Origin of the sequence: Beijerinckia sp. L45, assembly GCF_009765775.1 — a bacterium.
Lineage (GTDB): Bacteria > Pseudomonadota > Alphaproteobacteria > Rhizobiales > Beijerinckiaceae > RH-AL1.
Genome location: NZ_LMUU01000006.1, coordinates 1 through 13,305, shown reverse-complemented (window position 1 = coordinate 13,305; position 13,305 = coordinate 1). Strand labels below are relative to the sequence as shown.

Below are 13,305 nucleotides of genomic sequence, written 5' to 3'. Positions count from 1 at the left end.
GCTCAGGCCGACCATGAACTAACATAAACCCCGGACCACTCAGTGGGGACCGGCCACTTCGTCATCGCCACGTCTGTCTTCAAGCTCGGCATTATCATACATGAGATGGTCGCGAACGCCGAAGCGCTGATTGCCCCAGTGCGTCAGGAACGCGGTCATTATGCTCTTCTTCGTTATGGGCACGGTCGCGTTTGGCAGCGCGTTTCTCATGCTTCGACGCCAATCGTCCTAAACCAAAGCGATCGCCGCATACTTCTTATCCGCCGCAGTTGGGTTCGCGCTCGCGACAGGGCTGTGCCTTCGTCAGCCTAAACGCGTAAAGGTCGAACCGCGAAGAGTCGTCGACAGATACGCCAAAGCTCGGCGCCGCATCCTCTGCTGCGCGCACGCCGATGTGATCTCTCGTCCTATGATAACCCGAGACTGAGTGCTCGAATGAATTATCATTCCAGCAAGCGGCGCAATGATCAATAGTCAAACTGGGGAATAGTGGATGAAGGCCGAGTTCAAGGGCTTGTGTTGGTACATGCGCGACGACTATCCAAAGATCCTCGATGTCATGGTAGACGCTGATCGACTGCCATCGACCTATGATGAATTCCTTGTCTGCGCTGATTGCGACGAACGAACCGTCGTGAATCGAGGCGATTTCGTTATCTGGATAGTCGTGCGAGCAGAAGCGTTTCAGTCTTGGTGTCAAGAGCGAAACCTAAACGCCAACGCTGAAGCGCGCGCTCTTTTTGCTACTCAAAATGCTGCGGCAGAAGCACTCAGTCGGCATTATCAGGCTCCGGTCGCGCAATGATAGATTTTGTGCCGCGACCGCAGGCTAAACGTCGATCATCTGTCCTGTTCAGTCGAGGCGCAGCCGATCGTGTTGACTAAGCTTGGTTTCGACTCGTTTCAAGGTTCCATCGGATTCGATAGCTTCCTGCGCTTTACGCGCCCAAAACGCAGTTCGATCAGCTTCCGTCTTTTCCTGATGGAATATCGCGAGATCGGCGCCAAAGTGTAACGGGTGAGGTTGTTGATCTCGAACGTCGCAATGCGATCGGCGGCTGGCTCAACACCGGACACCCTGGAAGGCCGCAAGCATACTTAGGCGCGCTGCTCGAATGCTTTTTGCGGCCACGGAGAGATGATCTCAGCATATAGAGCGCAGCTGGCCTCTGTAATGTCGCTGCTGACACTCCCAACCCTTCGATGTTTGCAAGGCGGCCCCGTCGTATCAATTATAAAACATGAGCCGCTTCAGCGCGCGATGACCGCGCTTACAGATACCGCGCGGACCTTGGAGCCCGACACTACGCCGTAGTGCGCTCTTCAATGATAATTGTTTCGATGACGGCATTGGGCTCGTAAAGCCACTTGGCTAAAGCGCCTGCTAAGAGCGCTCCAGCGAGCGGTGCCAGCCAAAACAGCCAGAGCTGCGATACGTACTGACCGCCAGCGAACAGAGCAGGACCGGTGCTTCGTGCCGGGTTCACAGAGGTGTTTGTCACCGGGATCGAGATCAGATGGATAAGGACCAACGCAAATCCAATCGGGATACCCGCGAACCCTGTTGCCGCACCTTTCGAGGTTGTGCCGATGATGATGAACAGGAAGAAAAACGTCAGCAGGAACTCTGTGACGAAACATGCAGCGAGACTGTACTTGCCCGGACTGAGATCACCGTAACCGTTTGCCGCGAAACCGCCCGGAATCCAATCCGCTTTTCCAGAAGCGATGAAGTAGAGCACCCCTGCGCCTACGATCGCTCCTGCTACCTGTGCCACAATGTAGGGCAAGACATGGCGGTTTGCGCATCGTCCGGCCGACCATAGTCCGAGCGACACGGCTGGGTTGAAGTGACCGCCCGAGATGTGGCCGACCGCGTAGGCCATGGTGAGGACCGTGAGGCCGAACGCGAAGGCCACGCCGAGGAAACCAATTCCCAGTCCGGGATAGGCGGCGGAGAGAACGGCGGCTCCGCACCCCCCGAACGTCAGCCAAAATGTTCCAAAGAACTCGGCGGCAGCGCGTCGTACTGTGTCATTGTCCATCATGATCTCCCGCTTAGCGCAGGTGAGTGAAAGCCAACACGTGGAAAGCTGCCTGCACTTTGGCTGGGACATATTAGCCAGCAGTTACAAGCTTGGCAATTCGCCGATTGAGCCAAATCTTTGTAAAATAAGTGTGTTTCTCAGCATCACACGCCGAGACGACCGACATCACGCACACGCGTTTTATGCGAGCGTGACTGTGACGATCGCGCCGACCATTGTGAATAGAATTCTATGGTCACGCAGTGATCAAAGTCAAAATCGCCCGATCAAGACGAAATTGACGCTGTTGATTTTGAATGATCTTCTTTCTTTACTAAGTCAATGACGCATCAAGTTGCGCTTGCACCGATTTTCGACGGTGGAATAATGGTTGTGTGAACAAGTGAGTCGGCAACGAGAAGTAGATGTCCAGAGAAAGTCGAATGAACCCTATCCGTTCGTCCGTGACGCGCGCTCAACTTGTTGATTTTGTATCTTCTTCGACCGACCGAGGGCCTACTGTAGTGAGGGAGGTCTTGGAACAGCTTCTCGCTCACTGCTTTTGGAACGGCTATTCGTTCGACGACGGCGTCCTTGAAGCCCTTGCTGAAGTCGATCATCACCTGATCGTCGCGTTGCCGAGTAGGGCCGCGAAGTGAGCGTCGTCAGCACCATCCGCGCATACTTCTTCCCGGCGCCGACCGTCATAGTGACGAACGTGCGGCGGTCACCAGAGCCCCCGGCACGCATCATCGAACAGGACGGTAGCTTCTTGATCCGATGGGATACCGATCTGACCGAGATCCTTGAATGGGTCGACGAGCATGGGGGACGTGTCGATCATTAGGACGCGCCAATCGTTCCAGGCCAGATCATCTACAGTAGCGGACCACGCGGGAAGATCGTCTTCGCGGACCCGGCCGACGCACTCATGTTCAAGCTGACGTGGCTGTGAGCGCCGAGTAGAAGGTTGTACAGTGCCGAAGCGTGACCACCACGCTGGAACGATGGGCTTATGTCTCTACCCGCATTCGGCTTGGCCGAGGTTATCTCGACGATCGCGGCGCTCATCGCATTTCTGTCGATGTGTGTCTCGATCTGGCAAGCGCGGATCGCGAAACGGCAGGCGGATTCCGCCCTTGGTGAGATCGATCCGCTCGTTTCCATAAGCTCAAGAAACAGTTTAGGGATCGACGGCGGACGAGCTGATCTTGTTATTGTAAACCTGAACCGGCGAGACGTACAAATTCTTGAGTTTGAAATTGTGACTGATCCGTTTGTTACGGTTGCGATTGAGAGCAGCAATATTCGAGATCAGCTTGCGGCAGCTTGGCAGCAACAACGAAGATCCCACAAAGACCCGTTTATCATTAATCTGCGTGGAAAATACCCTGTGATCAAGGGTAGCGGTATCCGCTCGGCTTCAGACCGAACGACGATACCGCTCGCCCTATCGCCCGTTGGCGAAGCATCACCTAGGGTCGATGAGACAATGCTTCGCGTAATCGTTCGATTCAATCTTCTCGACGCACAGCACGTTAAACGTGAGATTGAGGTTTCCGCTTCTGTGCGCCTCGATTGATCGTTACGCGGCTTTCTTCGGCCGACCACGCCCTCGTGTAGCCCCCGGCACCGGAGCAGCCTTTGCAGCGGCGCGGTACTGACCGAGACCGGCGCTCTTCGCCAAAGCCGATCGCGACGCCGCGTATTCGGGCGCTACCATCGGATAATCACGCGGCAGATCCCACTTTGCCCGGTACTGCTCGGGTGTCATGTTGTAGGCGGTCATCAAATGGCGCCTCATCGACTTGAACTTTTTGCCGTCTTCCAGGCAGATGATGAACTCGCTTGTGACCGATTTCTTCACCGAAATCGCTGGCGCCTGGGGTTCTTCCGCAGCTGGCGCGGTTTCCCCTCCAGCCAGCCCGGTCAACGCCGCGTGGACGCTGTTGATGATTTCGGCCAAGTCGCCTGAGCGAACCGAGTTGTTCGAAACGTATGAAGCGACAATGTCGCTGGCAATATTGAGTAACGCAGCTTGGGATAGGCCGTCTTGTTGTTCTTCAGTCATATTCGGTCCAATTATCTAGGATAAGGCTGCATGACTCCTTTCGGTCAAGCTGGCAAGGTCGCGGCGCTATTTCTTTCTATTCGAGCTGCCGTTTTCCAGATCCTGAGGCGACATGGCCATCGAACCAATTTGGCCTCACCCGCACTTGTCGAGATCCGCACCGAGCAGAGCCACCGGCAGTGGCGGGGAATGTCTATGAACAGCACCTCGGGAGGAAGATCGACCGCGCCGAATTGCACCACGGCCTCGTGCGGACATCCAGCCCGATCACAAGAGACCGTGAATGAGCTGATGCCGTGACGCCGGATGTCGGCGACAGTTGGCAGCGGCCCATGCTGATGTTCACGTTTCATCCTCATTTTTAGGCATGGGCGCCGAGTAGGAGTCAAGCGACCACTGGCTGCTACGAGAACCGAAAACCGGCGTGTGAAAAAATTTTAAGTCATTTTCTCGATTATTAGACTATTACGTTGGTATTCGTCGATGACGGCGGCAGCTCTCTTCGTCAGCAGCACTTCGGCTTTAGATATCTCGATTTTAACTGAGAGTAGTTTCTCCCCAAGTCCGGAAAGATCCAGATTGAAGTCACCTATCCGGATGTCTCTTTGCTCCGTATCTTCATTTTCCGGTTTAGCCAACCACCTTGCCAGTGTCCTAGAAAGCCTTACGACTTCTACGCTTGTTTCATGTACTTCATCGGTCCACCTTTCGGTGTCATGATACAATTCGGGATCATACAGATCCTCGTTGATGGATTTGATATCCAGCTCGACGGCAAACAACAACTCCGCAACAAGACGAGCGGATTTCTTTATTTCTTCTGAGAATACAAAGTTTGACGGATCCATATCTTCGTCCACGATTTTTTCGATCGCTTTGACGATGTTGTGGGTCTTCTTTCTAAACTTGTAGTCCGCTTCGATCATCTTTGTTGCTTGAGCCTGGAGGAACGAGCTGTGGGATATCGCGAACTGCTTTCCAGTGTATTGGAGACTCCGGCCAGCTCTGATAAACGCGAAGTAGGCAAAAGCGAGACCGACTATCGGGGCTATAGCCGTTATCCAGTCACGAACGTGCGCAAGGCCTTCTCCAATACCGACCTCGACTCCAGCGCCTGCCACGAATGATAAAAAAACAAATAGAAAGAAGAATATATACATTTCCTTCTCAATTAGACCGTCAACCATCATCAAAGGCCCCAAGACAAATTTCATCTCGCAACAATGTAGGCGATTTAGGCTTGCTAAGTCCATCCCAGCATAAATACATGAGTGACCATAGACCGCACATACTTCTTCACCGCCATCAAGCCTCGGCTCTTTGAGACGCTGCATCAGAGCCATGTCGATGGTCTGAACCATCTGCTCGGCGCGAGACCGGTCCTACTCGGCAACGCACCGATCGCGAAGTATGTGCGCCTTCGGCTATATCTCGGATGGCTGATCAAGTCAGCAGGCACGGTCGAGAGTTCACCAGTGTGGTCGAGGTCTTCGAAAGGAGCGCTTCAACTCACTCAATCGGCGGCCCACATGGTTTCTGCCCGGTCTGACGCTCGCGTGATCATGAACGGGATGATCGCGGCGATGGCGCTTGCTGGTGGGCCAATGCCAACCTGAACCGAGGCCGAGCAGGGTCGGCCAACTTTGTCTCTGATGATGGTAATCTTGGCCCGACAGGTCGCCCGCGCCAGCGTCGCATACTTCTTGCTACAGGCGTCGTGAGAACGATCGTCGAGCGCGTCCGGCGCAAGACAGAGGCCTTAATAGATGACCTCGACAGCTCCGTCGCAGGATCGACGCCAGCAAATTCGTGTTGAGCACGCTTGTGCTGCCACATACTTCCGGTCCGAGGAGGAAAGGTCGCTTCAATGCTCAGACCGCCGTCCTGCGGATCAGCACGTCGCCGCAAACGCTTTCAAATGCGATAATCTGAGATCGGCGCTAATCTCAAATAGTAAAAGATTCCTGGAGGATGCCGCGCACGGCTTGGCGCGACGAGGTCGTACCTAACCGTTGTGGCGCAATCCTGGGAGCAACCAAGCGTTAGGTAAGCCCGTGATATGCATCAACTTGAAAGTGGGTGGGCACATGGCGCGCGTTGATCGAAGCGAGGAATGGTACGCTAGGATAGCCGCGATCCCGGCGCAAAGACGCATTTTGTATAATTGCATCGCAGCAGCTCCTATTCTCATTTTTGTCGAAGCTTTCTTCCTACAAGCTAAGTCTTGCACTGTCGGAGCCGTTTTTACTTACACAATAATTGCGAATAGCTTCGCGATGGCTGGCTCGATTATCTGGCTGATCCTGTCTCACCCGCGTCTGCCACGCAAGTACTCCACACTCTCACCTTCAAAGCGTTTGATGGTCTTCTTTGGCGCGGCAGCAATAGTTATCGTGGTTAAGACGGCGCTTCATCCATTTGCATCCTACCTTGACCAATTAAATAATCAACGATGCCACGGTCAAAACTCGACGCAATATGCTGCGTCTTCTTCCGGCGTTTTAGCCGGTTCAAACAAGAGGGTTTGCGCGAACGATGACTAAGCGGCTCATGAAATTTTTTGCAATAACCTTTGTCGGCACTGTTTTCGTGGGATTCTACCTAATCTACGATCTAAAGGTAATGTTTGTTTACAAAATTGATGGGTACAATTGGCCAGAAATTCAGCGTCAAAAGGCCTTTGATACAATATTTCCTTCAGCCGCCAATATTACTTCTTCCTTATCAGACAAAACTTTCTTTGTGTCGGGCTCCGCAATAGAAACTGCTGCCTATTATTTTAATAACTCCAACCGATTCTATATGTTAGACTCGAATGGGATTAGTCGCGGAAAATGGTGGACATACTGAAAGATATTGCCGATAACCTATAATGGACGGTGGCGGTTCCCGGTTGTCCAGGTATATTGTAAGCAAAACGAAATGCTTTCTATTGAGGCGCAGGCCGATAGTTGCATAGTTGTCCATGTTTTAAGAGCGGTTGTTCCGAGAGGATCGTCGTTAAGCGAGCAAGCGCATGGTGACGTACTTGGCTTGTCCACATGGCGGAACGGTTTGTTCGCGATGCCAGATCAGCCGATTAGTTTATCGGCACTAATCGATGCTGTAAAACAATCTAAACTGAGAGTGCATTAAAATGTTGGACGTGAATCAAGACGCTGGATCTCCAATTCAACCGCTCACCCCAAAACTTGTATGGGCTGTGACGACGACGGCCGATCAAGACGCAGCCTGACATTCGATCATCGAGTAGTCGGATACGTCAGCCCGTGCCCAAGTGATCCTGGGCTCCGCTGATCCCGTCGATGTCTGCGTTGTGCGCAGTTACCGGCTGCCCTCCCCTCGACGGATCGAGGCAAAGGAGAGCGGGCGGTGATCCGTCGGCGCAACGATGCCGCGACGGCGTTCGCCAGATCGTTTCAGGCCGTCATCGCGGCAATCTATATCCGACACTGGGAATAGACCTGACCGCCCTGACCGCCGCGCGGGGCATTCAGGTCGAGCCCGCGTTCACCGACTTCGTTTTCCGTCTTGGCTCGCAAGCAAGGTCAGCTACTCGACCACGACGACATCGCCGCTGCTTCGATATTCGGCAATGGCTGTTCCCGGCTGTCGACTGAAGATCGAACTTGACCATAGCAGCACCGGTATGGCTGCCTGATCGAGTAGGACCACTGGAACTTCTATTAGAAATATTTTCTCTAGTAGCCCCTCGCGTCTAAAGGTGATCCCATTGCTAAACGCAGTCGCAGCTTTCGCCTCAGTAGCAATTTTGATTGCGACCTCTCCAGATCGGGAGATGAAGCCGTGTGCGCCTCGGCAACAATCGTCGGTGGCCGTCAAGGATGGTCGGAACCTGATCATTGAGCAGGTATGCGAGGAAACTTCGGTTCCGCACCAATCGCAGCTTCCGCCCTCCCACGCCAAAGATCCTGGATATTTCACATACGGCAAAGGCCCTACCTTCTAGGACGATCACCCGACGCCTTTCGCATATTCCTCCAGCCCTACTCGGCAGATCGCCTCCAGCGTGGTTTGGCGTCGAGCTGCGAGCACCTTGAGCGCGATGTGCGTTTCAAGGTCGATCTGGATCAGCACTTTCTTCGACACGCCTGAGGGCGCGGCAGAAGGACGCGGCTCTGGCGCTGGTGCGGACGGCCGATCGGGAATGACCGGGCTGATGTCGTCGCTTTGATAGTCAGGCATCTTGGCTGCGAGGTTCGGCATTGATTCATTCCTATTTCTAGTAGGGTTTCTAGGGTTTCTAGTAATTCTAGTTCGGCTTCTGATGTTGGTTGAGCTGGTTCAAGATCCACTCGTACAAGGCGGTGATCTCGTCCGCGCCTTTGCAGCCGGGTTCGTACTCGCGGGCGACCATGCCCTCGGCGATGGCCTTCCCGAACACGCTGCGCTGATGAACGACAACCGGCGACGTGGCGAGCTTGTACGTGGCAACCGCCCGTGTGGCGTCGGCGACGATGAGCGGTGACCGGGTTGGCACCGCATTGAGCACCACGGCTGCTGGCTTGCCGAGCGTCCGCACGATCTTGGCCGTGGTCGAGATTGCCTTCAGGTCGAAAATCGACGGCCGGACTGGGATGATCAGCAGTTCGGCCGCGTCGGCTGCGCACATCGTCAGCTCGGCGTTCGGCCCGCTGTCCAGGAACACAAAGTCGGCGCCGTTCGTCTCGGCCGCTTTCAAGAACTGCGGCAGCCTCGACGGCTGCAACGAGACCACCAGTAGGTCGTCGCTTTGCCGGTCATCCTTCCACGACATCGTACTCGTCTGAGGGTCTAGGTCTACGATCGCGACGCTCTTGCCGGTCAGGGCAGCCTCGACTGCGAGATGGATCGCGATCGAGCTTTTGCCGGTTCCGCCCTTCTGACTTGCGATTCCTACGATGATCATGCGTGTGCTCCAGTGGGATTGGTGAACGGGGATTGATTGGTCGACGTGGACGGCCCGACAGGGGACTGAGCAGCGAGGCGGGCCTGGATGCGCTTCAGGCCGCCCTCCAGGGTCGCCTCGGTGCTCGGCGGGCTGAACAGCCCGGCAGCTGCCTTGATGGCCGTCTGGAAGCCTCTCACAGCAGCTGACGGCCGACTTGGCGGCGTTGATCTGATCCGCATCGCCGAAACGAATGGTTTGGCAGGCTCAGCCTGCATCACCGCAGGCTCTCCCAAATATATGTTTTCTTCTTCTTCTGTTTTAGGAAGATGATAGTCTATACCCGTACTTATGGGAGAGCGTTTTAACCGAACGAAGAGCTTCGTGAATACGCAGCTGATCATGGTGGTAAACACGAACAGGATAGGCTTCTTTCGATAGCCTTCCGGCTTTCGGCACCAGACCGATTTGTCCTGAACCATCCGGCCGACGAGGCCGTGTTCGACGAGAAAACCCATCGCCTTCCGCATCGCCCATTCGGTCATCCCATCCAGATCTGGATGTTCGATGAGCTTCCTGCGATCGAGCGCGAACTCACGGCCAAACACAGCTTCGGCCCCATGCATCCGGCACAAAAAGACGAATAGGATGATCGCGTTCATTCGCCATTCGGCGTTCGCGATCGTGCCAAGCCGTTCCATCGCGACCTTCGCGAGGCATGGCGGCAGTCGATAATTCCCTGACCAAAGCGAGATCCCCCAGAGAGGCTGTTCCGAACTGGAGGCAGCCGTCGTCGATGCCGCTCTCGCAGCTGTATGCGTATCCATCTTGTCCCGTGTCCGGGACCACCTGTTGGTGACAAAGCTCCGCCGTACGCGATCACTTACGATTTCGCGTTGACGTGAGCGGCTTGGTCGGGCAAGTTGTCGTTGTTACTGCGACTTCTTACTTCGACACTACCGCGACGGCCTTCGAAGCTCCCCGGCAAGGGCGCTTCTGGGCCGTTTGCTTTTTCAGCTACTGGTGGTCGTCGTCCTTCCTTGTGTTGTTGCCGTCTTTCGAGGGCGGGTTGTGGCTTTGTCGATCAAGTAGGCGGTGACCTCCGCCTCAGTGACATCCCGCGTCTGACCGATGACCAGCTCACCCTGACTATTGATCAGCCGATACCGCGCCTGATCCAATGGCACCCGACGCTCGGCGTAGAGCGTGTACCCTCGGTAGGCGGCAAACTTGCGCAGCCGCCAATAGGCGCGGCGAGTAGGCGATCCGGGCTCGTGCTGCACTGATGTCTCCCTCGGCCATCGCGTGATGGCGTCCCTCCATGACGGAGACGGAGATAACAAATCAATATCTTTTTGAAGCACAACCTGATCACCAAAGCGTATAGTTTGGCGGCTACTCATTGAGTGTCGTTCAGACACGCCTCCGACATCGATTCCGTACTATGGAGCGATGACAGTTTCTTGGCGCATGCTTGCGGAGGTGGCTCGTTACACCAGTATTTGGATTTCGCTTCAGGCGCGTAGCGCTCGCCGAAATGGTCGGTTTGGTGGTCGCCGCCTATCAGGATCACGACGACGATCGCGGCCACGATGATGGCGAAGCGGCCGGTCGCCGCCAGACCCACCTCACGGAAGCGGAAGGTGATGCTGGGCTGTGTGTAGGGGGTGTGGTCGGACATGCGGGCCTCCGGTGAGGCCTCCCAAATGTGGTCACAGCCCAGCTAACAACCCGAGAAATCTTCGAGTTATCCACAGGGAAGAGACTCAGCCACGAGGCAGCCGAACGTGGCGCCGGGCGATCCAACTGTAAAATGGACTGTAAAATGGAGATGCTAGAATTACGACTGTAATTCAAAAAAACGCCGTAGGTACGGCGATAGATCTGGTTGGGGGACTAGGATTCGAACCTAGATTGACGGAGTCAGAGTCCGCAGTTCTACCGTTGAACTATCCCCCAAAAGGCGCGACGGGTGCGCCTGATGGCCGGCGCCAGGCCGGTCGCCGCGGGCTTCGCCCGCAGGTCGCGGTTGTCTAGGGTGTCTGCGGTAGGCTGTCAACGGGTTCGCGCACCGCCGCGGCCGCGTCTCTATGACGGAGCGCAAAGAGCCGCCCAAGGTCCTTGCGCGCCCCGTCAAATCAGCCCGAAACTATCGGCGAATCTCTAGAGCGCTTTCCGCTTTGGTGGAATGACCAAAGCGATAAAAAATCGCTCTCTTTTAAAGAAGTTAGAGCATTTCCTTGACCGCAAAAGTCTGCAACTTTTGTGGAAAATGCTTTAGCCGCGCTCGTTCAGCATCGGGAAACCGCGCTGGTGCCAGACGAGATAGGCCGGCGGCACGTCGCTGGCGGCGTCGAGGGCCGCCACCTGCGCGGCGCTCAGGCTCCAGCCAGCCGCGCCGATATTCTGGATCAGCTGCGCCTCGTCGCGGGCCCCGATGATGATGCTGGAGACGGTCGGGCGCTGCAGAAGCCAGTTCAGGGCGATCTGCGGCACGCTCTTGCCGGTTTCCTGGGCCACGATGTCGAGTGCGTCCACGATGGCGAAGAGCCGCTCTTCCGCATAGTGCGGGCCGGTGTCGGCGATGTCGAAGGCGCGGGTGCCAGGTTTGGCTGGCTGTCCGCGCCGAATCTTGCCGGTGAGCTTGCCCCAGCCGAGCGGGCTCCAGATCAGCGCGCCGACGCCCTGATCAAGGCCAAGCGACATGAGCTCCCACTCGTAATCGCGGTTGAGCAGCGAGTAGTAGACCTGATGCGCGACATGGCGGGCATAGCCGTAGCGGTCGGAAACGGCGAGCGACTTCATCAGATGCCAGCCGACAAAGTTGGAACCGCCGATGTAGCGGACCTTTCCGGAGCGCACGAGCTGGTCGAGCGTCGACAGCGTCTCCTCCACCGGCGTGTTGTAGTCCTGCCCGTGGAGCTGCAGCAGGTCGATGTGATCGGTGCCGAGACGTTGCAGCGCCTGATCGACGGCCTCGACGAGGTGCTGGCGCGACGAGCCGAAATTGTTGGGACCCTCGCCGATCGGGAAAGTCGCCTTGGTCGAGATCAGCAGCCGCTCGCGCTTGCCCTTGATCGCGTCGCCCAGAATCGTTTCGGCGAGGCCGTCGGAATAGATGTCGGCTGTGTCGAACAGCGACACACCATGGTCGAGGCAGATGTCGATCAGCCGCGACGCGCCGCTGGAATCGGTGCTGCCCCAGGCCTTGAAGAAATCATTGCCGCCGCCGAAGGTGGCGGTGCCGAAGCTGAGGACGGGCACGCGCAGGCCGGAATGGCCGAGACGTCGATAGTCCATGTCGTTCTCCTGTGATGGCGATTGTTGTCGCATCGCTATCACAGACGAGGGCCGCCGGCCTACGCCCCGGGAAGCCCCGAGGCGCACGATTCCGCTATCGCTCCTTCATCGCGGTGGTGGCGATCTGGAACACGGGCGAGAACAGATATTCGAGTATCCGCCGCGTTCCCGTCTTGATCTCCACCGTCACCGCCATGCCCGGCACCAGCGGGATTGCCCGCCCGTCGACATCCATGGTCGTCCTGTCCAGCGTCAGGTTGACGGGATAGACGAGGTTCTGCGTCCGCTGGCCGCCGCCGAACATCTCGTCCCTGGCGACGGACGCGGGATTGCCTTCGCGCTGCTCGGCCTCGGCCTGGGGGATCGCATCCTCGGCAACCCGCGTCACATGAGCCACCAGCGTCCCATATCGTGTGAAGGGAAACGACTCGATCTTCACCACGGCCGCTTGGTCCGTCTTGACGAAGCCGACGTCGGCGTTCGGAAGATAGGCCTCGATTTCGAGCGCGGCGTCGCGCGGCACCACTTGCAGGATCTGCTGGCCGGTGGTGACCACCTGGCCGACGCTGGTGACGGTGAGGCCGATGACGACGCCGTCGATCGGGCTTTTCAGCGTCATCTCCGCGGTCTTGATCTTCGCCTTGGCGAGCTTCTGGCGATCCTCGTCGATGCGGCGATCGACATCGTCGAGCTTGTCGGCGTTGTCGGCGATGAAGCTGCTGTAGGTCCTGTCGATGTCGCGTTGCGCCTGCAGCAAGGCCGCGGCGACTTCGCCGATCTGCCCCTTCTGCGCGGCGAGTGTGGTGCCTTCCTTCTGCAGGGTTTCCTGCGCGTCGATCACCGCAGCGCGCGAGCCCGCGTTTTTATCGAGCAGCGTCGAACGCATGTCGACACGTTCGCGCAAGGTCGCCACCAGCTGGTCCTGCGCCACGATCGTATCGCGGAGACGGGTGCCCTCCGCCTGCTTGCCCTGGTGCTGCGCGGCGAGGCTCGCCACCGCCGCGGCAAGCTGCCCCAAG

Annotated in this window: 13 protein-coding genes and 1 tRNA gene; 4 read left to right on the top strand and 10 right to left on the bottom strand. The window is 56.6% G+C overall.

Features of this window, described 5'->3' with window-relative positions; genetic code table 11:
* Positions 1-493 precede the first annotated feature (493 nt).
* Positions 494-805 carry a hypothetical protein gene (locus GSQ79_RS00690; protein ID WP_158806819.1) on the top strand — a complete coding sequence of 104 codons (312 nt, stop codon included), beginning with the start codon at positions 494-496 and terminating at the stop codon, positions 803-805.
* A gap of 499 nt (positions 806-1,304) precedes the next feature.
* Here the strand turns inward: GSQ79_RS00690 and aqpZ are convergent, their stop codons facing one another.
* A complete protein-coding gene (aqpZ, locus tag GSQ79_RS00685) occupies positions 1,305-2,045 on the bottom strand; it encodes an aquaporin Z (RefSeq protein WP_158806818.1) in 741 nt (246 codons plus the stop codon).
* 637 nt (positions 2,046-2,682) lie between these two features.
* Here aqpZ and GSQ79_RS00680 point away from each other — a divergent pair.
* Together GSQ79_RS00680 and GSQ79_RS00675 are read left to right on the top strand one after the other, a co-directional pair.
* Complete coding sequence (locus tag GSQ79_RS00680; protein ID WP_158806817.1) at positions 2,683-2,874, top strand: hypothetical protein; 192 nt, start codon at positions 2,683-2,685, stop codon at positions 2,872-2,874.
* 168 nt (positions 2,875-3,042) lie between these two features.
* A complete protein-coding gene (locus tag GSQ79_RS00675; RefSeq protein ID WP_158806816.1) occupies positions 3,043-3,609 on the top strand; it encodes a hypothetical protein in 567 nt (188 codons plus the stop codon).
* A gap of 3 nt (positions 3,610-3,612) precedes the next feature.
* Here GSQ79_RS00675 and GSQ79_RS00670 read toward each other — a convergent pair whose 3' ends face one another.
* Both GSQ79_RS00670 and GSQ79_RS00665 read right to left on the bottom strand, forming a co-directional pair.
* On the bottom strand, positions 3,613-4,098 hold the full coding sequence (locus tag GSQ79_RS00670; RefSeq protein WP_158806815.1) for a MucR family transcriptional regulator: 486 nt from the start codon (positions 4,096-4,098) through the stop codon (positions 3,613-3,615).
* 437 nt (positions 4,099-4,535) lie between these two features.
* Complete coding sequence (locus tag GSQ79_RS00665) at positions 4,536-5,459, bottom strand: hypothetical protein (protein WP_158806814.1); 924 nt, start codon at positions 5,457-5,459, stop codon at positions 4,536-4,538.
* A gap of 726 nt (positions 5,460-6,185) precedes the next feature.
* Here GSQ79_RS00665 and GSQ79_RS00660 point away from each other — a divergent pair.
* Positions 6,186-6,641, top strand: a complete 456-nt coding sequence (locus GSQ79_RS00660) for a hypothetical protein (RefSeq protein ID WP_158806813.1) — start codon at positions 6,186-6,188, stop codon at positions 6,639-6,641.
* A 1,432-nt stretch (positions 6,642-8,073) separates the two neighbouring features.
* Here the strand turns inward: GSQ79_RS00660 and GSQ79_RS00655 are convergent.
* The 7 genes from GSQ79_RS00655 to GSQ79_RS00625 form a co-directional block, all read right to left on the bottom strand.
* Positions 8,074-8,325 carry a hypothetical protein gene (locus GSQ79_RS00655; protein WP_158806812.1) on the bottom strand — a complete coding sequence of 84 codons (252 nt, stop codon included), beginning with the start codon at positions 8,323-8,325 and terminating at the stop codon, positions 8,074-8,076.
* Positions 8,326-8,371: 46 nt separating this feature from the next.
* Complete coding sequence (locus GSQ79_RS00650) at positions 8,372-9,007, bottom strand: AAA family ATPase (protein ID WP_158806811.1); 636 nt, start codon at positions 9,005-9,007, stop codon at positions 8,372-8,374.
* Positions 9,004-9,687, bottom strand: coding sequence for a hypothetical protein (locus GSQ79_RS00645; RefSeq protein WP_158806810.1), 684 nt, complete (start codon positions 9,685-9,687; stop codon positions 9,004-9,006). The genes GSQ79_RS00650 and GSQ79_RS00645 overlap by 4 nt, the downstream gene beginning before the upstream one ends.
* Before the next feature lie 698 nt (positions 9,688-10,385).
* Positions 10,386-10,667, bottom strand: coding sequence for a hypothetical protein (locus GSQ79_RS00640; protein WP_158806809.1), 282 nt, complete (start codon positions 10,665-10,667; stop codon positions 10,386-10,388).
* 204 nt (positions 10,668-10,871) lie between these two features.
* A tRNA-Gln gene (locus GSQ79_RS00635) sits at positions 10,872-10,945 on the bottom strand.
* Positions 10,946-11,263: 318 nt separating this feature from the next.
* Complete coding sequence (locus GSQ79_RS00630; protein ID WP_158806808.1) at positions 11,264-12,286, bottom strand: aldo/keto reductase; 1,023 nt, start codon at positions 12,284-12,286, stop codon at positions 11,264-11,266.
* 94 nt (positions 12,287-12,380) lie between these two features.
* A partial coding sequence (locus GSQ79_RS00625; protein ID WP_158806807.1) for an HlyD family type I secretion periplasmic adaptor subunit occupies positions 12,381-13,305 on the bottom strand: 925 nt, incomplete at its 5' end.